Raw genomic sequence first — 22996 nt, forward strand, 5'->3', positions numbered from 1 at the left:
GCGGGCGCGGGGGAATGGGGGAGTTCCATTCGCGGGTAACGTCGCGGACATGGCGACACTGGTGACGTTCCACGCGCATCCCGACGACGAGTGCATCGTCACGGGTGGTGTGATGCGGAAGGCGTTCGAGGAGGGGCATCGGGTCGTGCTCGTCGTCGCGACTCGAGGGGAGGCCGGTGAGATCCCGGACTTCCTGGAACCGGGCGAGGAGCTGTGGCAGCGGCGGGTGGAGGAGACGTACGCGGCGGCCGACCTGCTGGGGGTGGCGCGGGTGGAGTTCCTGGGATACCTGGACTCCGGGATGATGGGGGACGAGCTCAACGAGCGGCCGGGATCGTTCTGGACGGCCGACGTCGAGGAGGCCGCGCGCAAGCTCGCCGCGATTCTCCAGGAAGAGAACGCGAAAGCGCTCACGATCTACGACAGCTTCGGCGGGTACGGTCACCCCGACCACATCCAGGTGCACCGGGTGGGCAAGCGGGCCGCGGAGATCGCCGGCACGCCCGCGGTCTACCGGGCGATGGTGAAGGAGTCCGAGTTCCGCGAGGCGATGCGGCGCGCGGGGGAGGCGGAGCCGCCGCCGCTGGGGGAGGACGCCGTGCCGGAGTCGGAGATCAACGTCGGGGTCGACGTCAGCAAGTACCTGGACGTGAAACGGGCCGCGATGCGCGCGCACGCCTCGCAGATCCCCGAGCACTCGTTCTTCCTGGCGCTGGACGACGAGACGTTCGCCCACGTCTTCGACACCGAGTGGTTCATCCGCGAAGGCCACGGCCAGGAGACGACTTTGGACCTCTGAGGAACGCGGGGGCGGTCCGCAGGCCGCCCCCGTTTCCGTGTTGCTCAGCTAGTTCACGCGCTGCGGCGGCGGCGCAGGAACAGCAGGGTGCCGGCACCGGCGCCGACGAGACCCAGACCCGAGAGCAGCAGCCACAGCGGGGACGCGCCGGTCGCCGCGAGCGGCGGTTCCGGCGTGCTGCCACCGGGAGCCGGCGGCGTCACGGAGGACGACGGCGCCTCCGTCGTCGTGGTGGTGGTCTTGGTCGTGGTCTCCGACGGCGGCGTCGACTTCGTCGGCGGTGCCTTCTTGACGCAGGCGGCGGTCTTGTCGAGGGTGATTTCCTTCGTCCAGCCGTTCCGCGCCCCAGGGTCGTCGTAGGCCTTGATCGACACCTTGTACACGTGCTCGGACTTGCCGTCGCTCTCCCAGCCGGTCTCGTTGTGGGAGTCGCCGAACGTGACCTTGTGGTCCTGCTTCACGTCGTCGATGAAGACTTCGAGGGTGTTCTTCTTCTCCGGGCCGTACCACTTGAGGTCCACATTCAACGAGGACTTCTGAGTCTTCTCGTCACACGAGGCCTTCACCACGGGGGTGTGCGCGCTTGCCGGCGTGGCGAGCGCGAGTGAGGCCAGAACCGTGGTGCCAGCCACCACGAACGCGCCGAGAACTCTTCTTGCCAACGGAATTTCTCCTGCTCTGCTTGGTGCATGGCGGATCGAGCACATTTGATTTCATGATCACCCGACCGGGTGAACCGCGCCACGCTAGCAACACTGAGCGGTCGAAAGGTCACTGTCCGGCAACACTTGAATCGTCAATCAGGGAATTTCGTCACTCGTTCGAGGAGGCCGAGCATCCCGGCGACCAGGCGCATCTGCTCCACTCCGCGTACGTCGGCGTCCAGCAGCCGCGGCGAGCAGATCATCACGGCGAGCGCCTGGGCACGGGACAGTGCCACGTTCAATCTGTTACGTGACAAAAGAAAGTCCAGGCCACGGGGTAGGTCCACGGTGGACGACGACGTCATCGACATGATGACCGCGGGTGCTTCCTGGCCCTGGAAGCGGTCCACGGTGCCGACCCGAGTTCCATCGAACCCCGCATCCGCGAGCCGCCGCCGGATCACCCTGACCTGCAGGTTGTACGGCGCCACCACGAGAATGTCCGCATCGGTCAGTTCGCGCGTCTTGTCATTGTCCGTCCACGTGCGACCGACGAGCCGGCGCACGGTGTCGACCACGGCGTCTGCCTCTTCGGTCGACGAGGTGATGTTGTGCCGGTGATCGACCTCACGCAGGTAGATGCCGGGCTCGATGCCCTCGATCGAACGGTGGCGCGCGGTTTCGTGCGAATGGAGCAGTCCGGCGTACGACAGCTCCGACACCGGCTTGCACACCGCGGGGTGCATCCGGCGCGTCTCGGCCAGGAAATAGCCGAGGTGATCAGGGATGACGTCCGCGCCGCCGAGCAGGTGCCCGAGCGCGGACGCGTCCGAGCCCGGCGGGTGCACGCCCTGCACGACCTGGGGCAGCTGCTGCGGATCTCCCAGCAGCACGAGGTTCCGCGCGGCCGTCGCCACCGCCACGGCGTCGGCCAGCGCGAACTGACCGGCCTCGTCGATGATCATCACGTCGAACGGCTGCGCCTTGATCACGGCGTTGGCGAACGTCCACGCGGTGCCGCCGACGAGGTGCCCCCGCGGGTGTTCCTCGCGCCAGCGGGCCAGCGCGCCGTTGTCCTTCGGCTGGTCCCACGGGCAGTCCTCCTCCGGCTTTCCCTTGGGTCGCTTGGCCGTCGGGATGCCCGGATCGACGCTGGACAGCACGTTCTCCACGGCCTTGTGCGAGGTCGACGTCACCGCGACCGTCTTGCCCTGGTCGATCAGATGCTTCACGAGCTTGGTCGCGAGGTAGGTCTTGCCGGCTCCGGGCGGCCCCTGCACCGCGAGCGTGCCGCCGTCGAGCTGGTCGACGGCCTTGAGCACGGCCTGCACGACGTCCGGGTGCTGCGGCAGCGGTTGCGCGGGCGGGGTGCGCAGCAGCAGGTCGATGCCGGGGTTGCGGGGGAGCAGCGGCAGCAGGTGCACGGCCTGTTCAGCCAGCTCCGCGACCGCCTCGTCCTTCGGCGCCGCCGGAACCGGGCTGCCCGGCAGCACCGCGATCGGCAGTTCGGAATGCTCCTGCGCGTTGCTCTCGGTGAGCACCAGCTCGTACGGGTTGTCGTCCGACACCACGGCGTTGCGCGTGACGTTGCCGGGATAGAGGAGCCTGACCTGCTCGTCCTTGCCGAACGGGTGCGGCCGCTCCGGGTCGATCCGTGCGTGCACCTGACGTTTGTGCGTCCTGACCCGCCCGCTCGGCGGCACCCAGTCCTCGGCCCTGAGCGTGATCGGCACCGCGCAGTTCGAGTCGGTCTCCAGATCCGAGATCGGCGCGCTGGCCTGCCGGAAGAAGTCACCCCACGCGGGGCTCGCCTCCCGCCGGTGGTAGCCGACGGTCGCCGCGAACAACGTGTGCCCCTCGGCGATCAGCGGCTCGGTCAGAGCGGCCAGTCGCCGCGCCCGTTCCGCAGCCTTCTCCAGCGCGGCCTCGTCGCGCTCCTCCCTGACCGCCGTCTCGACGCCGTGCTCGCGCTTGATCCTCTCCAGCAGGTCCCGCACGCCTCGGGTGGGAATGTCGTCGTGCAGCAACGGTTTCAGGGCCTGCAGCGTGTACTCCCGAGTGGACACCCGCAGCACCCGGCGGGTCAGCGCGCCCAGGTCGACACAACGGCGCACGAGTTCGTCCACTTCGGACTCTTTGAGGGCCGCGCGCGCCGCCCGGCCGACGAGGTCGTGCGGCGTGAAGTGGTAGACGGTCCCGGTGGGCGTGCGGTCGACGAACTCCGCGAACGTGCCCTCCCAGCCGGGCGTGCGGAACGTGTCGCCGTCGACCTCCAGGAACACGTCGTCCTCGGCGGGTTCCGGCAGGTACTGCAACGCTTCCGGGGCGACGACCTCGTAGGTCGTGACGCCGGTGCGTTCCTGCTGAACCTGCAGCCGGGCCTGCGCGGTCAGCGCGGTGAAGCTCGCGGGCGACAGCGTGGCGGGCCGTTCCTCGGTGGCCGCGAGCGCGTCGATGGTGTCGATGCCGGCTGAAACCAGCTTTCGCCGCTGGTCGGCGCGCAACCCGGCGACGAGCGACAGATCACGGGCCTCCTCGCGGCCCGCGGCGCAGTGGCGGGCGAACCGGCAGCCGGTGCACGCCGCCCTGACGTCACCCCACGACCGCTCCGGCGCTGGTCCCGGCTGAGCCAGCCGCGCCTTGAGTCGACCAAGCAGGGGTGCGAAGTCGGCGATCCGGAACGAGGTGCGCTTGCCGTCGACGAGCAGGTGCGCCCGCTCGGCACCGACCGCCTGCGCGGCCGCCGTCAGGCTCAGCACGGCCAGCGGAGTGGCTTCCTCCGCGGTCGGCTCGTAACCGGACGGCGTGCGGATCAACGTCGCCGAGCAGTGGAAGACACCGTCGAAGAAGACCGCGTTCTCGATGACGTCCTTCCCGGCGCGCATCTCGTCGGCCGTGACGGAGGCCTGAACGCGCAGCTCGGCCGGATCACCCAGCCGATCGGCACGTCCCAGGTAGCTGCGGTGCTCGCACTCGAGCAGGTCGACGAGGTCCGACGGGCTGGCGAGCATGGGAAGTGATGCTAGCCAGCACCCCCGGCGGCACGGGCGAACGACCCGCGTTCATCCCCGTCACGTGGGTCGTCCGCCCGCACCGCCAGGAGCTACACGTTCGCCTCGACCAGCTTCAGCAGGGCCTCGGCGTGGGTGTTCGGATAGTCGTGGGGCCGGAACGGCCGGGTCTGCGCCCGCACCAGCGCCGCCGCGGCCGCCAGCTCGCCGGTGCGGACCTCGGTGTCGCGGTGCAGGAACGGGAAGTGCGGCTCGCGGACCTCGTCCGGCCACAGCAGCGTGTGCAGGACGATCACCCCGTGCTGCGGGCGCAGAGCGGCGAGGGTTTCCTTGCCGCGCAACCCGAACTTGACGATCGCCGCGGTCTTCGTGCGTTCCAGGGTCTCGCGCAGCAGCACGTACGAGCGGACCGAGAGGTCGTCCGGCTCGACGTAGTAGCTGCGGTGCAACGCGATCGGGTCGAGGTCGGTCTGCGGCGCGAACTGCTGGACGTCGATGACGCCGTCCTCGGGGGCCGGCAGGTCGCGCGGGTCGATCTGCACGATCCGGCCGTCCTCGAGCTCGTAGCCGCGGCCGATGTCGTCCGGCGTCAGACGCAGCGAGCACTCGCCGCACACCTGCTGATGCCGGACGCGGCCGCTGTCCTCGCGGTGCACCAGGTGCACCCTGCCGCGGTGTTCAGTCGAGGCGGCCACCAGCCGCACCGTCATCGTCGTCATGCCGAACCGGAGTGCTCCCCGCCACACAGTCCTCATGACAAATGAGTACTCGAACGTGTGGTCGAATAGTCGCTCCGCGTGACGAAAGGACTCGTTCGGGTGCGTCCGACAGGTACCTCGGACGCGTGCGGCGGAAATCCCCTACCAGGGCGCCGGTGCGTAATCCTTGAGGAAGCACCCGTACAGGTCCTCGCCCGCCTCGCCGCGCACGATCGGGTCGTACACCCGCGCGGCCCCGTCCACCAGGTCGAGCGGTGCGTGGAAGCCCTCGTCGGCGAGCCGCATCTTCAACGGGTGCGGGCGCTCGTCGGTGATCCAGCCGGTGTCGACCGCGGTCATCAGGATGCCGTCGCTGGCCAGCATCTCCTCGGCGCTCGTGCGCGTCAACATGTTGAGCGCCGCCTTGGCCATGTTCGTGTGCGGGTGCCCGGAACCCTTGTAGGCGCGGGAGAACTGACCCTCCATCGCGGACACGTTCACCACGTACTTGCGCCGGAAAGCCGACTTCGCCATCGCCGGGCGCAGCCGCGAGATGAGCAGGAACGGCGCCGTCGAGTTGCACAGCTGCACTTCCAGCAGCTCCACCGGGTCGACCTCGTCGACGTTCTGCACCCACGAGTTCGTCGCGGCGGTGTCCGGCACCAGGCCGCCCGCGTCGATGTCCTTCGAGCCCGCCATCAGTGCGAGCGTCGTCACCGAGTGCGCCTCGGGCACCGCCGTGCCCGGCAGGGCGAGCTGGCCGTGGCCGCCGAACGAGATCAGCTCCGGCCTGCGTGCGTCCCCGGTCAGCGCCTCGTGCTCGGCGGCGGCGAGCGGCGCGTAGGCACCGGGGGAGCGGCGCACGGTCTGCGCGGCGTTGTTGATCAGGACGTCCAACGGGCCGTGCGCGGCCACCTCGTCGGCCAGCGCCAGCACCTGGGCCGGGTCGCGCAGGTCGATGCCCACGATCTTGAGCCGGTCGATCCAGTCGGCCGCGTCGGGCATCGAGGCGAACCGGCGGGCGGCGTCCTTGGGGAACCTGGTGGTGATCGTGGTGTGCGCGCCGTCACGCAGCAGGCGCAGCGCGATGTACATGCCGATCTTCGCGCGGCCACCGGTCAGCAGCGCGTTGCGGCCGGTCAGGTCCGTGCGCGCGTCCCGCTTGCTGTGGTTGAACGCGGCACAGGACGGGCAGAGGTTGTGGTAGAAGGCGTCCACCTCGACGAACCGCTGCCGGCACGTGTAGCAGGACCGCGCCCGCAGCAGCGTGCCGGCCGTGGCGCCCTGAGCGTTCGACACGAGCGGCAGGCCCTGCGTCTCGTCGTCGATGCGGTCCGGTGACCCGGTGGCGGTCAGCGCGGTGACGGCCCGGTCGTTGGCCGTGATGGCGGCCTTGCGCTCGGCCTTCCGGAACTTCTTCGCGGCCTTGAAGATCTTCGCGGTGGCCCGGCGGACGCGCACCGCGTCCTCGTGCTCCGCGGGCAGGTCCTCGACCTGGGCAAGCACGCGCAGGCAGACTTCCAGCTCTGCGGGGTCGATCGAGGTCATGAGCAGGCATTTTACGGGTGGAGGGGTGGTGGTCCGATGACCGGGCCCGAACTGCTGGTGCTGTGGGACATCGACAACACGCTGATCTCGGCTCGCGGCTTCGGCAAGCTGATGTACCGCGAGGCGTTCCTGACTGCCTTCGGCAGGGAGCTGAACGGCCCTGTCGACCTGGGCGGACGCACCGAGCTGGACGTCATCGCCGAGATCTTGCGTCAGCACGGGATCGAGCACACGGACGAGGCGTCGCAGCTGCTCGCCAACGCGCTCGCCAACTCGTTCGAGAGCAACAGGGCGGACCTGCCCGGCCACAGCGAGGTGCTGCCGGGCGCCCTGAAGGCGCTCGAACACTTCGCCGACGACCCGCGCGTGCACCAGGGCGTGCTGACCGCGAACCTGCCCAGCGTCGCGCGGATCAAGCTGGAGGCGTTCGGGCTGGCTCACCTCGTCGACTGGGACGTGAGCGCGTTCGGCGACGACCACGCCGACCGCGCGGAGCTGGTGACGTTCGCCCGAGAACGCGCACGGCACATCCGGCCGTTCACCGATGACGAAGTGGTGCTGATCGGTGACACCCCGCACGACGTGCACGCGGCGGTCACCGCGGGCGTGCGGCTGGTGGCCGTCGCCACGGGACGCAGCAGCGGGGAGGACCTCCGCAGGGCCGGTGCGACCGCGGTGCTCGACGACCTCAGCGACCTCGGCGAACTGATCAGGCAGGTGTGGAGCGACGCCGCGCAGGGAAACCGCACGGCATGAACCCCGAAGCACCCGACGCGGACGTGCAGGAGCAGCAGCGCGAAGTCGTGCCGCAGGAGCCACCTGAGACGCCGGACGCACCGCTGGAGGCGAACGAGGCGGACGCCTACGAGCAGCTGCAGGAAGTTCCGCTGGACGACGAGGACCGGGGCTGAACGGGTCTGGTCTGGCATCGATCACGGCGTTATCGTGCGCGGCATGCCCACAGCAGGCGGCCCGACAGTCAAACGGCTGTCCCAGCCGGACGCCGACATCAAACCCAAGGCCCTCGGCTTGCCCCGAGGGCGGACGGTGATCTCGGTCTTCGGCTCCACCCAGGACATCGAGACGGATCTCGCCGCGAAGTTGTTACCGGTGCTCAGATCCGTCGTGGTGACCGCGGCCCGCAACGGCGCGGTGTTCGTCACCGAAGGCACCGACAGAGGCGTTGTCCACTTGCTGGGCATGGCTTTGCAGGCCTGCGAGCAGCGCTGGCCCGTCGTCGTCGGTGTCGCGCCCAGCAGCAAGGTGCACGACCTCACCGAAACCTCCACCAACGGTCAGGTCGCGCTGGAACCCAACCACAGCGTCGCCGTCATCGTCCCCGGTTCGGAGTGGACGGACGCGACACCCGTGCTGTTCCGCACGATCGACGCCGTCCGGCACAAGAAGCCCGTCGTAGCTCTCGTCGTCGGGGGCGAGAGCGAGAAGGAGATCATCGATCACCTCAGCGGCGACAACGCACTGCTGGTGCTCGCCGGCACGGGTGGCCTCGCGGACCGCATCGCCACCGGTGACCTCACCGGGGATCTCGCGGTGCTCGTGCGCAGCGGCAAGATCTTCATCGTCCACGTCGACGAGGGTGCCGGAAAGACGGTCACCGCGCTGGAACGGTTGCTGGGCAAGGAGAAGCCCGTCAAGCCGCCGACGATCTGGCCCAAGGTCCGCTACCGGGCGCCGGAACCGCGGCCGTTGATCGACCCCGGCTTCGTCGTCGCGTACCCGGCGCTCGCGGACGCCATCCACGACGCCAACTCCGTCGTCGCACCGGCGTTCCACGAGCTCGACGCGCAGGCCGAGGTCGAGCAGAACCGCTACCGGCTCATGGCCGTGCTCGCGATCGCGGGCGGGCTGACCACAACGGTGTTCGGCGCGCTGCAGACGTGGCTCAAAGAAACGCCGTGGCCAGGAGTTCTCGTCGTGGCCGGCGGTGCGTTCGCGGCGGCCATCACGATCGTGGCGCGCAAGCGGGAGTCGCTCGACAAGTACCTCACCGCGCGGTCGCGCGCGGAACGGTTGCGGGCGCTGTACTTCGCCCACCTCGCCGCCCCCGCCCCGGCGACGGAGGAGGAGCGGCAGGACAAGGTGGCCGATCTGGAAGCCGCGGTCAGCGACCGCAAGCACGAGGTGGTCAGGACGTGAGTGACAAGCAGAGGCAGGCGCAGTTCGTCGAGGCGTATCTGCGTCACCGCTTCCAGGACCGCCTCGACCACGTCGAACGCGGCCGCAAGCGGTACTCCAGCGCTCGCACGTGGACGGTCGCGATCTCGGCCGCCCTCTTCATCGCCGCGGCCGCCGCCGCGGCCGTGGGGATGGCGGACGGGCCGCGCAGAGCGTTGTGGGGCTTCGCCGCCACGGCGCTGGCCGCACTGGCCACCGCGGTGTCGCTTTTCGAGGCCACGTTCGGATTCCGCCGGCTGGCGCGGGAAAACGCCACCACTTCCGTTGCGCTGCAACGTCTCGCGGTGGACGGCCCCACGCCCGACGACGTGGACGACGAAAGGCTTGTTGCATTCGTGACCGAAGTGGAGTCCGTGCTGCGGTACGGCCGGTGAAGCGAATTCCTGGCAACAATCGATCAAGATTGCGGCCGGGAAAACGCTTTCTGGCATTGCTCGCCGGGGTTGACGCGCTGTGGGTGACCGATTACGGAAAGCACTAGATCTGGTGTTTCGGGCAGCCCGTTGTCATGATGACCTCATCCCCCGATGCGGAAGCAGGCACGACATGACTTGGGCGCGTCCCGCGATCGCCGAGCCGGAAACCGGCACCTTCGCCGAGGCCAAGGCTCTGGAAAAGGAGCACAGCACGATTCAGAACAGCAAGGCGGCACGCACCGTGGCCTGTCACGCCACGGACGCACTCGACTGCGCTGACCTGCTCGAGATGCTGGGACTCAGCGCTGCGGAGGGCAAGGTCCGGGCGTAGCCCCGCGACTGGATCCACCACTCGGCTACCAGCAGGTTCACCACGAACGACAGCCAGTTCGCGGTGGCGAAGACCAGCAGTCCCTCGGCCTGGTCGGCCGGGGACACCAGGGCGCCGAGCGCAAGACTCCACAGCCGGCCGGTCACGGCGGCGCTGGTGAGGGCGAAACCGCGGATCATCCAGATGCGGTGTTCGCCGAACCTGCGCTGCCGTGCGGTCCGCAGCCCGAGGACGGCGCTGACGAACCACAGCGCCGACAGCACCGTCAGCGGCCCCGACGTCGCCAGCCCGTAGAGCGACAGCTGGGCGCACACCAGGCCGAGCAGGGACGACGGCAGCACCGCGCCGAAGTAGACGCGGCCCATCACCCGGTGCACCCGCGGATGCCGGGCACGCAGTCCCGGCCAGAACTGCGAGACACCCGTCAGGATCGCCACCGTTCCGGTGAAGATGTGGGCGACCAGGAGACCGTAGTGAACCGGTCCGTGCAGTGCCGGCCGGGCCTGGCTCATGTCCAGGGTGACGTACGCGCTCGCGGCGAAGATCGTTATCGCGACGCAGACCACTCCGGACACCGCCAACCAGGCGACATACCCCCGAGAAGTTTTCATGCCACAAGGCTGTCAACGACTTCACTCGAACGCGCTGGTGTGCGCCCCCGAGCGAGCGGTGGGGTGCACCCTACTGGGATGATGTGGCTCATGCGGACGGTGGAGATCTCCGAAGAGCCGATCAGGCTAGGGCAGTTCCTCAAGCTGGCTGCGCTGGCCGAGGACGGCGGGCACGCCAAAGAGCTGATCGAGGACGGGGAAGTCCACGTCAACGGCGCTGTCGAACTGCGCCGCGGTGCACAGCTCCGCGACGGCGACGTGGTGGTCGTCGATGGTGACGAAGTACGTATTTCCGTTCGGCGGTAAGGCATTGCTCCGTTCAGCGGTAACTGAATGCATAAGCGCAGACGATCTCACTAGGGTCTGAAGACCTCTTCTGAACGATTCCCGCTCGCCATACGTAACCCTTATGTCCCTTGTGGACATCTGGGAATCGTCTTGCGGGGCCGTGGTTTCCAGACGGTGAGACGCGCGTCACGTCCGATATTCGGGCTGTGGAAGAACTTTTTTCCTGAGCCTGTAACGCGGATGCCGGGGCGGGCGAATCACCGGTTGCGAGCTTCGGGCGCCGAGCCTGAAAGAGGCGTTGCCGAAGGTCGAAGATCCAAGGTCCTCGGGGTGACCTGCGTACGTGCACGTCCGGAATCGCCTGAGCCGGGGAGATCAGAAACGATGAGTGAGCAGGTCCGTGCTGCCCGTGACGTCGACGGGTCGCGCTCCACGCTCAATCCGCTGTCCGAACACAGACAGACACACCCACCAGTCGCCCGCTGGGAGAGTCGCTACCGCTATGCCGTGATCACCGCCGACGTGCTGACCGTTGCCCTGGTCGTCGTCGCCGTCGGTGCGGTCATGAGCATCCGCCACGCCGCGTTCGGCCCGCTTTCCCTTGTCCTGCTGGATTTGCTCACAGTGGTGGTCGTGGTGGGTTCGCTCGCGATCAACCGCGTGTGGACGCCCACGGTGCTCGGTCAGGGGGCCGAGGAGTTCCGAAGACTCGGCCGGGGTTTGTTCGGTGCCGTCGTGGCGCTCGGTCTCGGAGCGCTCGCGGTCGACATCCCCGGCGCCCGCCTGTGGGTCTTCGTCGTAGTACCCGCGATCGCCCTGGTCGCGTTCCCGATGCGCTACCTGTTGCGCCGCCCACTGCATCGCGGCCGCAACGAAGGACGTTTCCTGCTCTCGGTTCTCGCCGCCGGCAACCTGGACACGGTCGAGGACCTCATCCACCGCACCAAGCGCGTAGCCCACCTGGGCTGGCGGGTCGACGCCATCTGCACCATCGACGGCCGCGGCCGCTCCGGCACCGAGGTCGACGGCGTGCCCGTCGTCGGCCAGCTGCGCGAGCTCGCCGACCACGTCCGCCGCGGCGGTTACCGCATCGTGGCCGTGACACCGGACGCCTACTGGACACCACGCCGCCTGCAGCAGCTCGCCTGGGCCCTCGAGGGCTCCGGTGCCGAGATGGTCGTGTCGCCCGGTCTGATGGAGGTCGCGGGACCTCGTCTGCACATGAGCGCCGTGCTCGGCATGCCCCTGCTGCGGGTGAGCGAACCGGCGCTGAGCGGCTTCCGCCGTCTGGTCAAGGACGTCGTCGACCGCGTGGGCGCCTTCCTGCTCCTGGTGCTGCTCGCGCCGCTGATGTTCGCCGTCGCCGCGTTCGTGATGATCGACAGCCGCGGTCCCGTGTTCTACCGCCAGAAGCGGGTCGGCAAGGGCGGCCAGCCGTTCACGATCATCAAGTTCCGCACCATGGTCACGAACGCGGACGCGTTGCGCACCAGGCTCGCCGCGGTCAACGAGGGCCACGGCCTGCTGTTCAAGATGAAGAAGGACCCGCGCATCACCAAGGTCGGCTCGTTCCTGCGCCGCTACTCGATCGACGAGCTGCCGCAGCTCTTCAACGTGCTCGCGGGCAGCATGTCGCTCGTCGGCCCGCGCCCGCCGTTGCCGGAGGAGACCGCGAAGTACTCCTCCGACGTGCGGCGCCGCCTTCTCGTGAAGCCCGGCTTGACCGGTTTGTGGCAGGTGAGCGGACGCAGCGATCTCTCGTGGGAGGAGTCGGTGCGCCTCGACCTGCGCTACGTCGAGGACTGGTCGCTCGCCCTCGACGCCGTGATCTTGTGGAAGACCTTCCACGCCGTCTTCGGCGGCCAGGGGGCCTACTGATGGAGAAGACTCCTGTGATTGGCATTGCCGTCATCGGGGCCGGGTACTGGGGGCCGAACCTCGTTCGCAACGCCCAGGCCACGCCCTCGCTGCGCCTGCGTTACCTGTGCGACCTCGACGTGGAGAAGGCCCGGCGCGTGCTGGGGGAGTACTCGACGGTCCGCGCCACCGCGTCGTTGGACGAAGTTCTCGCCGACCCCGAGGTGCAGGCCGTCGCCATCGCGACACCCGCTGCCACCCACCTGCCCGTCGCCCTGGCCGCGCTGGAGGCGGGCAAGCACGTCCTGGTGGAGAAGCCGCTCGCGGCCAACTTCGAGGACGGCCTGAAGCTCGTGGAGACCGCGGAACAGCGCGGCCTCACGCTGATGCTGGACCACACCTTCGCCTACACCTCGGTCGTGCAGCACCTGCGCGAGATCATCCGCGGTGGCGAGATCGGGGACATCCAGTACATCGACTCGGTGCGCATCAACCTCGGCCTGGTGCAGCCGGACGTGGACGTGTTGTGGGACCTCGCCCCGCACGACCTGTCGATCTTCGAGGCGATCCTGCCCGACGACGTCACGCCGGTGGAGGTCGCGGCGCACGGCTCCGACCCGATCGGCGCGGGCGTCGCGTGCGTCGGCCACTTGACCGTGCGGCTGTCCAACGGGGCGATCACGCACGTGCACGTCAACTGGCTGTCGCCGACCAAGATTCGCACGATGGTCATCGGCGGGTCGCAGCGCACGGTCGTCTGGGACGACAACAACCCGGCGCAGCGACTGTCCATTTACGACCGCGGTGTCGACCGTTCGGAGGAGCAGCAGAAGATCTCCTACCGCACCGGCGACATGGTGGCACCGGCGCTGGTGGAACGCGAGGCGCTGCGCACGATGATGGCGGAGTTCGCCGCGTCCATCACCGAGAAGCGCCCGCCCCTGACCGACGGCCGCGCGGGTCTGCGCGTGCTGGCCGTGCTGGAGGCGGCGTCGGAGTCGCTGCGCTCCGGCGGAGTTTTCGTTCCGGTTCAACAAGTGGAAAGCAAGGTGTCTTGATGTCTGCCCGGAAGGAATTGGGCCAGCCCATCTCGGGGCAGCGCGCACTCGTCACGGGTGGTGCGGGCACGATCGGGTCGTCGGTGGTGGACCAGCTCGTCGAGGCGGGTGCGGCCGAGGTCGTCGTGCTGGACAACTTCGTGCGCGGTCGCCGGGAGAACCTGGCCTCCGCCCTGGAGTCCGGCGTCGTGCGCATCGTCGAGGGCGACATCAACGACAAGGCGCTCGTCCGTGAGCTGACCGAGGGCATGGACCTCGTCTTCCACCTCGCGGCCATCCGGATCACCCAGTGCGCGGAGGAACCGCGCCTCGCGCTGGAGTGCCTGGTAGACGGCACGTTCACGGTCGTCGAGGCCGCTGCTGCCGCCGGCGTGAAGAAGGTCATCGCGTCGTCGTCCGCGTCGGTGTACGGGCTCGCCGAGCAGTTCCCGACCACCGAGCGGCACCACCCGTACAACAACGACACCTTCTACGGCGCCGCGAAGGCGTTCAACGAGGGCATGCTGCGCAGCTTCAAGGCCATGTACGACCTCGACTACGTGGCGCTGCGCTACTTCAACGTGTACGGCCCGCGGATGGACGTCCACGGCCTGTACACCGAGGTGCTCATCCGGTGGATGGAACGCATCGCCGACGGCAAGTCGCCGCTGATCTTCGGTGACGGGGCGCAGACGATGGACTTCGTGCACGTGCACGACATCGCCCGCGCGAACATCCTCGCCGCCAAGGCCCCGGTGACCGACGCGGTCTACAACATCGCGTCCAGCAAGGAGACCTCGCTCAAGGAGCTCGCCCTCGCGTTGCTTGCCGCGATGGACTCCGACCTTCCGCTGGAGCACGGCCCCGAGCGCAAGGTGAACGGCGTGACGCGCCGGCTCGCCGACATCAGCGCCGCGGCCACCGACCTCGGGTGGAAGCCCGAGATCGAGATGGACGGCGGGCTGCGCGACCTGGTCGCGTGGTGGCGCGCCGAGAAGCGGAACGGCTGACCCTCCAGACCGCGGCTGCGGCGCCGCCGACACCCCCAGGTCCGCGCCCGCCGCCAGCCGCACCCCAGTTGGACCGTCTGCAAGTACCACCAACCTGAACTTGGCGGTACTTGCAGACGCCAGAACCACCAAGGAAAAGGTAGAGCTGTGATTCCGGTTATGCGGCCGTTGCTCGGCGAAGAAGAAGCGCTCGCCGCCGCCGAGGCCGTGCGGTCCGGGTGGGTGGCGCAGGGCCCGAGGGTTCGCGAGTTCGAAGAAGCCTTCGCCGCGTCCGTCGGCGCGCAGCACGGTGTGGCCGTGTCGTCCTGCACCACCGGGCTGCACCTCGCCGTGCACCTGCTCGGGGTCGGCCCCGGCGACGAGGTCGTCGTGCCGTCGCTGTCGTTCATCGCGACCGCCAACGCGGTGCGCTACACCGGCGCGACGCCGGTCTTCGCCGACGTCGACGCCGCGACCGGCAACCTCACCGCGTCCACAGTGGAACCGGTGCTCACCGCCAGGACCCGTGCCGTGATGGTCGTGCACCAGGCCGGTGTGCCCGCCGACGTCGACGCCCTCCGGGCGTTGTGCGAGCCCCGCGGCATCCCGGTCATCGAGGACGCGGCGTGTGCCGCCGGCTCGACGTACCAAGGGAAGCCCGTCGGCACCAACGCGTTGCTGGCCGCCTGGTCGTTCCACCCGCGCAAGCTCCTCACCACCGGTGAGGGCGGCATGGTCACAACGGACGACGCCGAGTGGGCCGTTCGGCTCAAGCGGTTGCGGGAGCACGGGATGAGCGTGTCCGCGGCCGACCGGCACAACGGCGGGTCCGCGGTCATCGAGCAGTACCTGGAGACCGCGTTCAACTACCGGATGACCGACATCCAGGCCGCCGTCGGCCTGGTGCAGCTGTCCAAACTGGACGCGATCATCGCCCGTCGCCGTGAGCTGGCCGCGCGGTACCACGAGCTGCTCGCGGACGTTCCCGGCATCACGGCGGTGCGCGACCCGGAATACGGAACGACGAACTACCAGTCGTTCTGGGTCTGGTTGCCGGAAGAAGCACCGGACCGTCAGGAAATCCTCGCCGGTCTTGCCGAACGCGGAGTGTCGGCCCGGCGCGGAATCATGGCGTCACACCTCGAACCCGCCTACGAGGGTCACCCCAGCGCGCCGCTGCCGGTGACGGAGGCCTTCACGGCCAGGACGCTGATTCTCCCGCTGTTCCACGACATGACGAACGACGAACAAGACGTTGTCGTGTCAGCGTTGTCGGAAACTCTTCACACACCCCATCTGACCGTCCGTGGTTGAAAGATAAAGATTCAGCTTGCCGCAGAACATTTTTGTGTTGCCACGTAACGGTTCCAATGACATCGCCGACGTTCGGAGTAGCAGCCCTGTGCTGTCCAGCGTAGTGCGCGGATCACACACGGTAACTCCGTCCGAGAGGTGAAACCCCATGGTGGCTCAGCAGTCGCGTCTCGTGCGAGTGCTTGTGATCACGGCGTTAATCGCATCCACGATGTTCGTCCTTGGCGTGTTCAACGCTCCGAAAGCAAACGCGGCCCCCTGTGACTTCCCGGTCACCAACAAGGTCGCGTGCGAGAACACGCAGACCGGTGCCGACAACTGGCAGGCCCAGTACCGGGACGACGCGATCCTCGGCTACACCACCGACATCAGCTACACACCCGGCCAGACCGTCAGCTTCAAGATGCTGACGTCGGCGTCGTCCTACAAGCTCGACATCTACCGGCTCGGCTGGTACTCGGGCAAGGGCGCGCGGTACATGGGCACGGTCAACCGCAACACCCCGCAGAACCAGCCACCATGTCTGCGGGACGGGCCGACCGCGCTCATCGACTGCGGCAACTGGGCCGTGTCCGTGACGTGGAACATCCCCGCCACCGCGGTGTCCGGCATCTACTACGCGCGCCTGACGCGCAACGACACCGGCGCGGAGAACGAGATCGTGTTCGTCGTCCGCGACGACACGTCCACGTCCAAGATCTTCTTCCAGACCTCCGACGCCACCTGGGTCGCCTACAACCGTTACGGCGGCAACAGCCTCTACTTCGGTGACGGCCCCGGCCAGGGCGGCTCGTCGTACAAGGTCAGCTACAACCGCCCCTACACCGGCGGCGACGGCGACGAGAACTTCATCTTCAACGCCGAGTACCCGATGCTGAGGTTCCTGGAGCGCAACGGGTACGACGTCAGCTACACGACCGACATGGACTCGGCCCGGCGCGGCAACCTGATCAAGAACCACAAGGTGTTCATGGCCGTCGGCCACGACGAGTACTGGTCGAACGAGCAGGTGGCCAACGTGACGGCGGCGCGGGACGCCGGCGTGCACATGGCGTTCCTGACCGGCAACGAGATCTTCTGGAAGACCCGCTGGGAGAAGAGCATCGACTCGTCCCAGACGGACTGGCGCACGATCGCCTGCTTCAAGGAGACCAAGGGCACCCAGAGCGACGGCCTGAACGACTGGACCGGCACGTGGCGCGACCCGCGCTACAGCCCGCCGCAGGACGGCGGCAGGCCGGAGAACGCGTTGCTGGGCAACATGTTCACCGTCAACGGCCGCCGCGAGGACTCGCTGCAGGTGCCGGCCGCGTACGGGAAGATGCGGCTCTGGCGCAACACCGACCTGCAGAACATGGTCTCGGGCACCACGTACACGTTCCAGCCCGGCACGCTGGGCTACGAGTGGAACACCGTGTACGACAACGGGTACCAGCCCGCCGGTGTCGCCCAGCTGTCGCGCACGACGGTGAACCTCGACGGCTACTACGCGCTGAAGAACTACGGCGACGAGTACGGCGGCGGCCCCGAGACGCACGCGATCACCTACTACCGCGCGCCTTCCGGTGCGCTGGTGTTCGGCGCGGGCACCGTCCAGTGGGCGTGGGGCGTGGACGACGAACACGCGTTCCTCACCAACACGCCGACGTCGGACAAGCGGATCAAGCAGGCGACCGTCAACTTCCTCGCGGACATGGGCGTGCAGCCCTACCAGCTGTGGGGAGCCGATCAGCTCGTCATCTCCGGCGCCATCAACGACAACGCCGCACCCGGCGTGCAGATCACGAACCTGCCGACGCAGTCCACGGTCGGCCAGCCGTACACGTTCAGCGGGACCGTGATCGACGCGTCCGGCAAGGTCGCGGGCGTCGAGGTCTCGACCGACGGCGGCACCCGCTGGCACTACGCCGACTGGCAGGCCGGTCAGACGACGTGGAGCTACACCTACACGCCGTCGCAGTCCGGCACCGCGTCGCTGAAGGTGCGCGCGGTCGACGACTCGCTGAACCTGTCCACGCCCGTGCAGGCGACGCCGAACGTGGCCGCCCGCACCTGCCCGTGCGGCATGTTCTCCGGCCAGGAGGTCCCGAAGGTCGTCTCCGCCAACGACACCTCGCAGCTCGAGCTCGGCGTGAAGTGGCGTGCCGCGAGCAACGGCTACGTCCGCGGCGTGAAGTTCTACAAGGGCACCGGCAACACCGGCACGCACACCGGGTCGCTGTGGTCCGCGAACGGCGACCTGCTCGCCTCCGGCACGTTCACCAACGAGTCGCCGACGGGCTGGCAGACGCTGCTGTTCCCGTCGCCGATCGCGGTGACCGCCAACACGACCTACGTGGTCTCGTACTACACGCCGACCGGCCACTTCGCGTACGACACCGGCGGGTTCTTCAACCAGCAGGCGTACATGGAACCCGTCACCGGGCTGAAGTCCGGTGTGGACGGTCCGAACGGCGTGTTCCGCTTCGGCGCCGGGTTCCCGAACAGCTCGTTCGACGACACCAACTACTGGGTCGACGTGGTGTGGGCGGCTGACCCCGGTCCCGACACCCGCGCGCCGATCCAGACCGCGATGTCGCCGGTGTCCAACGCTGGTTCGGTCGCTCTCAACACCACCGTGTCCGGCACGTTCGACGAGAACGTGACGCTGACCTCGGCGCAGGTCACGGTGACCGGCCCGGCCGGTGCCGTCAGCGGCACGAAGACGTTGTCCGCCGACGCCCGCACGGTGACGTTCACGCCGTCGACCCCGCTCGCGGCCGCCACGTCCTACACGGTCACGATGAAGGCCGCGGACGCGTCGAACAACATGTCCACGCAGTCGAACTGGACGTTCACGACCGGATCGCCACGACCGGCGACGTGTCCGTGCACCGTCTGGGACGACTTCGCGGCACCCGCGGTGGTCGACGCCGGTGACACGAGCCAGGTCGAGGTCGGCACCAAGGTCCGCTTCGACGGCAAGGGCGAGGTGCTCGGCGTCCGCTTCTACAAGGGCACCGGCAACACCGGCACGCACACCGGTTCACTGTGGACCTCGTCGGGCCAGCTGCTCGCCCAGGGCACGTTCTCCGGTGAGACCACGTCCGGCTGGCAGAAGCTGATGTTCAACTCGCCGGTCCAGGTGCAGGCGAACACGACCTACGTCGTGTCGTACTACGCGCCGAACGGCCGGTACTCGGTCAGCTCCGGCTACTTCAACGGCCAGGGCGCGGACTACCAGTCGCTGCACGCGATCGCGAACGGCGTGGACGGCGGCAACGGCGTCTACCGCTACGGCAGCGGCGGCGGGTTCCCGAACTCGTCGTACAACGCGACCAACTACTGGGTCGACGTCATCTACCGCAACGGCCTGAACGGCGACACCACGCCGCCGTCGCTGACGAACCGCACGCCGGCCGTCGACGCGACGAACGTGGGTCTGCAGTCCACGCTGACGGCGACGTTCAACGAACCGGTCGACCCGGCGTCGGCGCAGATCTGGCTGACCGATCCCAAGGGCGCCAAGCTGTCCGGCTCGGTCTCGTTGTCGCCCGACCAGAAGACGGTGACGTGGACGCCCGCCGGCAAGCTCGTGCCCGGCACGCGGTACCAGGCGCACATCGGTATCGCCGACGTCAACGGCATCGCGATGCCGACGCCCGCGGAGTGGGGCTTCACGACCACGACCACTCCGACCTGTCCGTGTTCGCTGTTCAGCACGGCCACGGAGCCGACGGTGACGTCGTCCGACGACACCGGCGCGTACGAACTGGGTGTGCGGTTCACGTCGCAGCAGTCCGGCCAGATCACCGGTGTCCGGTTCTACAAGGGCTCCGGCAACACCGGCACGCACACGGGCTCGCTGTGGAGCGCCTCCGGTCAGCGCCTCGCGACCGGCACGTTCAGCGGTGAGACGGCGACCGGCTGGCAGACGCTGACGTTTGCCCAGCCGGTGGTAGTGAGCGCCGGGCAGACCTACACCGCGTCGTACACGACCACCACCGGGCACTACGCGGTGAACGGCGGGTACTTCGCGACCGGTCCGGTGAACTCGGCACCGCTGACGGCACCGCAGGAGCAGAATGGCGTGTTCGTGCCGGGCTCCGGGTTCCCGACGATGACGTACGGCTCCGGCAACTACTGGGTCGACGTCGTCTACCAGCCGAACGCGGACAACGACGCCCCGGTGCTGCAGTCGCACACGCCGCTGTCCGGAGCGTCCGAAGTGGACCTGACGTCGGTGATCACCGCGTCGTTCAACGAGGCCGTCGACCTCAACGGCGCGCAGTTCACGGTCAGCGACCCCGGTGGCGCCCGCATCGCCGGCACGCTGGCGTTGTCGCCGGACGGCAGGATGGTCACGTTCACGCCCGCGGCCAGGCTCGCCGCGTCCACTGTGTACTCGGTGTCGGTGAAGATGTCCGACACGTTCGGCAACGTGATGGCGAACCCGGTCACGTGGTCGTTCACCTCGTCGACGACGCAGACCTGTCCGTGCTCGCTGTTCAGCGCGGCGACCGTGCCGACGGTGACGTCCGCCGACGACACCGGCGCGTACGAGCTGGGCGTGAAGTTCACCTCCACGGCCAACGGCCAGATCACGGCGGTGAAGTTCTACAAGGGTGCGGGCAACACCGGCACCCACACCGGATCGCTCTGGTCCGCGGACGGCACCCGTCTGGCGACCGGCACGTTCTCGAACGAGACCGAGTCGGGCTGGCAGACGCTGACGTTCTCGTCGCCGGTGTCGATCACGGCGGGAACCACTTACGTGGCCTCGTACACGACGACCACGGGTCGCTACGCGGTGAACGCCGGCTACTTCGGCACGGTGACCTCGCCGCCGCTGGGTGCCACGGCGTCGGCGGGTGTGTTCACCGCCGGGTCCGGGTTCCCGACGACGAGCTACAACGGTGGCAACTACTGGGTCGACGTGGTGTTCCAGTGACACCACAGCCATTGCTGCTGATCGGGGCAGGTGGACTCGCCCGCGAGGTGCTCGCGGCGGTCCGCCTTCTCCCGGACGTCTGGAACCCCGTCGGGGCGCTGGACGACACCGCCGCCCTGCACGGCACCCTGATCGACGGGGTGCCCGTGCTGGGCGGGATCTCGCGGCTGGCTGAGCATCCGGACGCGGCCGTCCTGTGTTGTGTGGCGAACGCGCGCCGGCCGCTGTCCCGCTTGTCGTTGGTGTCACGGCTGGGGCTGCCGGACGAGCGATGGGCGACCGTCGTGCATCCGGCGGTCGTCACGTCCGGTGCGACGCTGGGCTGTGGCACGGTTCTGCTGGCGGGTGTCGTGATCACGACCCCGCTGTCGATCGGCCGGCACGTGGTGGCGATGCCCCACGTGCTGATCACCCACGACGACGAGGTGTCGGACGGCGTCACGTTCGCCGGCCGCGCCTCGCTCGGGGGCTCGGTGTTCGTAGGGGAGTCCGCGTACCTGGGACAGGGAGCCATGGTGCGCGAGGGATGCAAAATCGGCGCCGGTGCCGTGGTGGGCATGGGAGCCGTTGTCCTGCAGGACGTTCCGGCAGGAGAGACGTGGGCCGGCGTGCCGGCCCGCCCGTTGCGTGGGGAGAGCGCGTGATCGAGATTCCGCTGGTGGACCTGCGTGCCCAGCACGAGCAGGTGGCCGACGAGGTGGCCGACGGCTGGGCAGAGGTGCTCAAGACGACAGCCTTCATCAACGGCCCGCAGGTCGCCCGGTTCGAGTCGGAGTTCGCCGCCTACCAGGAAGTTCCGCACGCGATCGGTGTCGGCAACGGCACCGACGCGATCGAGCTCGCGTTGCGTGCGCTCGGTGTGGGCCATGGTGACGAGGTCGTGTTGCCCGCCAACACCTTCATCGCCACGGCCGAGGCCGTGGCCCGGTGCGGCGCCACGCCGGTGCTGGTGGACTGCGTGGACGACACGTTGCTGATCGACGCGTCGCAGGTGTCCTCCGCGGTCACTTCGCGCACCAAGGCCGTTGTGCCGGTGCACCTCTACGGTCAGGCGGCGCCGGTCGAGCTGATCACCGGTGTGCCGGTGGTCGAGGACGCCGCGCAGGCCCAGGGTGCGCGCCGCAACGGTGTGGCCGTCGGTGGCCTCGGTGTCGCCGCCGCGACCTCGTTCTACCCCGGCAAGAACCTCGGCGCGTACGGCGACAGCGGTGCGGTGCTCACCACGTCCGACGCGATCGCCGAGTCCGTGAAGCTGCTGCGCGAGCACGGTTCGCCGCGCAAGTACGAGCACCCGGTGCTCGGCTTCAACAGCCGCCTCGACACGCTGCAGGCCGTGGTGCTGTCCGCGAAGCTGCGCCGGCTGGAGGCCTGGAACCAGGCCCGTCGCGCGGCCGCGGCCAGGTACACCGAGATGCTGGCGGACGTCGAGCGCGTGCGGGTTCCCGTGGTGCTGGACGGCAACCTGCCGGTGTGGCACCTCTACGTCGTGCGCGTGCCGGACCGCGACCGCGTGCTGTCCTCGTTGCACGCCGCCGGAATCGGCGCGGGCATCCACTACCCGACGCCGCTGCACAAGACCGGCGCGTTCGGTCACCTGGGCGGCTCGTTCCCGGTCGCCGAGCAGTCCGCCGCGGAGCTGCTGTCGCTACCGTTGTTCCCGGAGATCACCGAGTCGCAGCAGACTCGTGTGGTGGAGGCACTGACGGAGGCCCTGAATGACTGACGCGGCGACGAGCGGTGTGCGCGTGCACCCCCAAGGGCTGTGCGAGTCTTCCGATGTCGGCGACGGCACCCGCGTGTGGGCGTTCGCGCACGTGTTGCCGGGCGCCCGCATCGGCCGTGACTGCAACATCTGCGACGGCGCGTTCGTCGAGTCGCGCGCGGTGCTGGGCGACAACGTGACGGTGAAGAACGGCACGCTGGTGTTCGACGGCGTGACGTGCGAGGACGACGTGTTCCTCGGCCCGAACGTGTTGTTCACCAACGACCTCAGGCCTCGCGCGCACATCAAGAAGACCGGCGACGCCCTGGAGACCACCCTGGTCCGCCGCGGCGCGACGCTCGGCGCGGGCACGGTCGTCGTGTGCGGCACGGAGATCGGCGAGCACGCGTTCGCCGCGGCCGGTTCGGTGATCACACGCTCGGTGCCCGCCCACGCGTTCGTGGCTGGCAACCCGGCGGTCGTGAAGGGATGGGTCTGCGCGTGCGGCGCGCGGCTCTCAGACGATCTCTCGTGCCCGGAATGCGGTTCCAGGCACGAGCAGACCCCGGACGGTCTGAAAGCCGTCTAGAGCATGTGTGAGGCCGCCGCAGCCCCAGCTTCGGCG

Annotated in this window: 19 protein-coding genes; 14 read left to right on the plus strand and 5 right to left on the minus strand. The window is 68.7% G+C overall.

Annotated elements, in window-relative coordinates:
* Positions 1 to 49 precede the first annotated feature (49 nt).
* Entirely contained in the window at positions 50 to 799 is a 750-nt protein-coding gene (locus JOD27_RS02725) for a PIG-L family deacetylase (protein ID WP_204760468.1), read from the plus strand.
* 53 nt (positions 800 to 852) lie between these two features.
* Here JOD27_RS02725 and JOD27_RS02730 read toward each other — a convergent pair whose 3' ends face one another.
* The 4 genes from JOD27_RS02730 to JOD27_RS02745 form a co-directional block, all read right to left on the minus strand.
* Positions 853 to 1461 carry an LPXTG cell wall anchor domain-containing protein gene (locus JOD27_RS02730; protein WP_204760469.1) on the minus strand — a complete coding sequence of 203 codons (609 nt, stop codon included), beginning with the start codon at positions 1459 to 1461 and terminating at the stop codon, positions 853 to 855.
* 134 nt (positions 1462 to 1595) lie between these two features.
* Complete coding sequence (locus tag JOD27_RS02735; protein WP_204760470.1) at positions 1596 to 4454, minus strand: bifunctional RecB family nuclease/DEAD/DEAH box helicase; 2859 nt, start codon at positions 4452 to 4454, stop codon at positions 1596 to 1598.
* 92 nt (positions 4455 to 4546) lie between these two features.
* The gene (gene ku / locus JOD27_RS02740) at positions 4547 to 5209 is read right to left on the minus strand and encodes a non-homologous end joining protein Ku (RefSeq protein WP_189258317.1); all 663 of its coding nucleotides are present in this window, start codon (positions 5207 to 5209) and stop codon (positions 4547 to 4549) included.
* Positions 5210 to 5314: 105 nt separating this feature from the next.
* The gene (locus tag JOD27_RS02745) at positions 5315 to 6700 is read right to left on the minus strand and encodes an SDR family NAD(P)-dependent oxidoreductase (RefSeq protein ID WP_204760471.1); all 1386 of its coding nucleotides are present in this window, start codon (positions 6698 to 6700) and stop codon (positions 5315 to 5317) included.
* A gap of 36 nt (positions 6701 to 6736) precedes the next feature.
* On the opposite strand from JOD27_RS02745, the gene JOD27_RS02750 reads away from it, so the two are divergent.
* Genes JOD27_RS02750 through JOD27_RS02765 form a run of 4 tightly spaced genes read left to right on the plus strand, consistent with a single transcriptional unit; the run spans position 6737 to position 9270 of the window.
* The gene (locus JOD27_RS02750) at positions 6737 to 7456 is read left to right on the plus strand and encodes an HAD family hydrolase (RefSeq protein ID WP_204760472.1); all 720 of its coding nucleotides are present in this window, start codon (positions 6737 to 6739) and stop codon (positions 7454 to 7456) included.
* Positions 7453 to 7611 (plus strand): hypothetical protein, encoded by a 159-nt coding sequence (locus JOD27_RS02755; RefSeq protein ID WP_204760473.1) that lies wholly within the window; start codon positions 7453 to 7455, stop codon positions 7609 to 7611. Before JOD27_RS02750 ends, JOD27_RS02755 begins: the two co-directional genes overlap by 4 nt.
* A 43-nt stretch (positions 7612 to 7654) precedes the next feature.
* Positions 7655 to 8857, plus strand: coding sequence for a TRP family putative cation channel (locus tag JOD27_RS02760; RefSeq protein WP_204760474.1), 1203 nt, complete (start codon positions 7655 to 7657; stop codon positions 8855 to 8857).
* Positions 8854 to 9270: an SLATT domain-containing protein gene (locus tag JOD27_RS02765; RefSeq protein WP_204760475.1), complete on the plus strand. Its 417-nt coding sequence runs from the start codon at positions 8854 to 8856 to the stop codon at positions 9268 to 9270. Before JOD27_RS02760 ends, JOD27_RS02765 begins: the two co-directional genes overlap by 4 nt.
* A gap of 291 nt (positions 9271 to 9561) precedes the next feature.
* Here JOD27_RS02765 and JOD27_RS02770 read toward each other — a convergent pair whose 3' ends face one another.
* Positions 9562 to 10254, minus strand: a complete 693-nt coding sequence (locus JOD27_RS02770; RefSeq protein ID WP_204760476.1) for a DUF2306 domain-containing protein — start codon at positions 10252 to 10254, stop codon at positions 9562 to 9564.
* Between the two features lie 90 nt (positions 10255 to 10344).
* Here JOD27_RS02770 and JOD27_RS02775 point away from each other — a divergent pair, with 90 nt between their 5' ends.
* From JOD27_RS02775 to JOD27_RS02815, 9 genes are all read left to right on the plus strand, one after another.
* Positions 10345 to 10560, plus strand: a complete 216-nt coding sequence (locus JOD27_RS02775) for an RNA-binding S4 domain-containing protein (protein ID WP_372441661.1) — start codon at positions 10345 to 10347, stop codon at positions 10558 to 10560.
* 366 nt (positions 10561 to 10926) lie between these two features.
* Complete coding sequence (locus tag JOD27_RS02780; protein WP_204760477.1) at positions 10927 to 12420, plus strand: sugar transferase; 1494 nt, start codon at positions 10927 to 10929, stop codon at positions 12418 to 12420.
* 14 nt (positions 12421 to 12434) lie between these two features.
* Positions 12435 to 13457 carry a Gfo/Idh/MocA family protein gene (locus JOD27_RS02785; RefSeq protein ID WP_307829838.1) on the plus strand — a complete coding sequence of 341 codons (1023 nt, stop codon included), beginning with the start codon at positions 12435 to 12437 and terminating at the stop codon, positions 13455 to 13457.
* Positions 13457 to 14446, plus strand: a complete 990-nt coding sequence (locus JOD27_RS02790) for an NAD-dependent epimerase/dehydratase family protein (RefSeq protein WP_204760479.1) — start codon at positions 13457 to 13459, stop codon at positions 14444 to 14446. The genes JOD27_RS02785 and JOD27_RS02790 overlap by 1 nt, the downstream gene beginning before the upstream one ends.
* A 147-nt stretch (positions 14447 to 14593) precedes the next feature.
* Entirely contained in the window at positions 14594 to 15739 is a 1146-nt protein-coding gene (locus JOD27_RS02795) for a DegT/DnrJ/EryC1/StrS family aminotransferase (protein WP_307829839.1), read from the plus strand.
* 226 nt (positions 15740 to 15965) lie between these two features.
* Positions 15966 to 20669: a DUF4082 domain-containing protein gene (locus JOD27_RS02800; protein ID WP_307829840.1), complete on the plus strand. Its 4704-nt coding sequence runs from the start codon at positions 15966 to 15968 to the stop codon at positions 20667 to 20669.
* The gene (locus tag JOD27_RS02805; protein WP_204760481.1) at positions 20666 to 21313 is read left to right on the plus strand and encodes a NeuD/PglB/VioB family sugar acetyltransferase; all 648 of its coding nucleotides are present in this window, start codon (positions 20666 to 20668) and stop codon (positions 21311 to 21313) included. The genes JOD27_RS02800 and JOD27_RS02805 overlap by 4 nt, the downstream gene beginning before the upstream one ends.
* Positions 21310 to 22392: a DegT/DnrJ/EryC1/StrS family aminotransferase gene (locus JOD27_RS02810; RefSeq protein WP_204760482.1), complete on the plus strand. Its 1083-nt coding sequence runs from the start codon at positions 21310 to 21312 to the stop codon at positions 22390 to 22392. Before JOD27_RS02805 ends, JOD27_RS02810 begins: the two co-directional genes overlap by 4 nt.
* Complete coding sequence (locus JOD27_RS02815; protein ID WP_204760483.1) at positions 22385 to 22960, plus strand: acyltransferase; 576 nt, start codon at positions 22385 to 22387, stop codon at positions 22958 to 22960. The genes JOD27_RS02810 and JOD27_RS02815 overlap by 8 nt, the downstream gene beginning before the upstream one ends.
* The last annotated feature ends 36 nt before the right edge of the window (positions 22961 to 22996 follow it).

The sequence above is a fragment of the Lentzea nigeriaca genome (assembly GCF_016907955.1).
In the GTDB taxonomy this organism is placed as follows: Bacteria; Actinomycetota; Actinomycetes; order Mycobacteriales; family Pseudonocardiaceae; genus Lentzea; species Lentzea nigeriaca.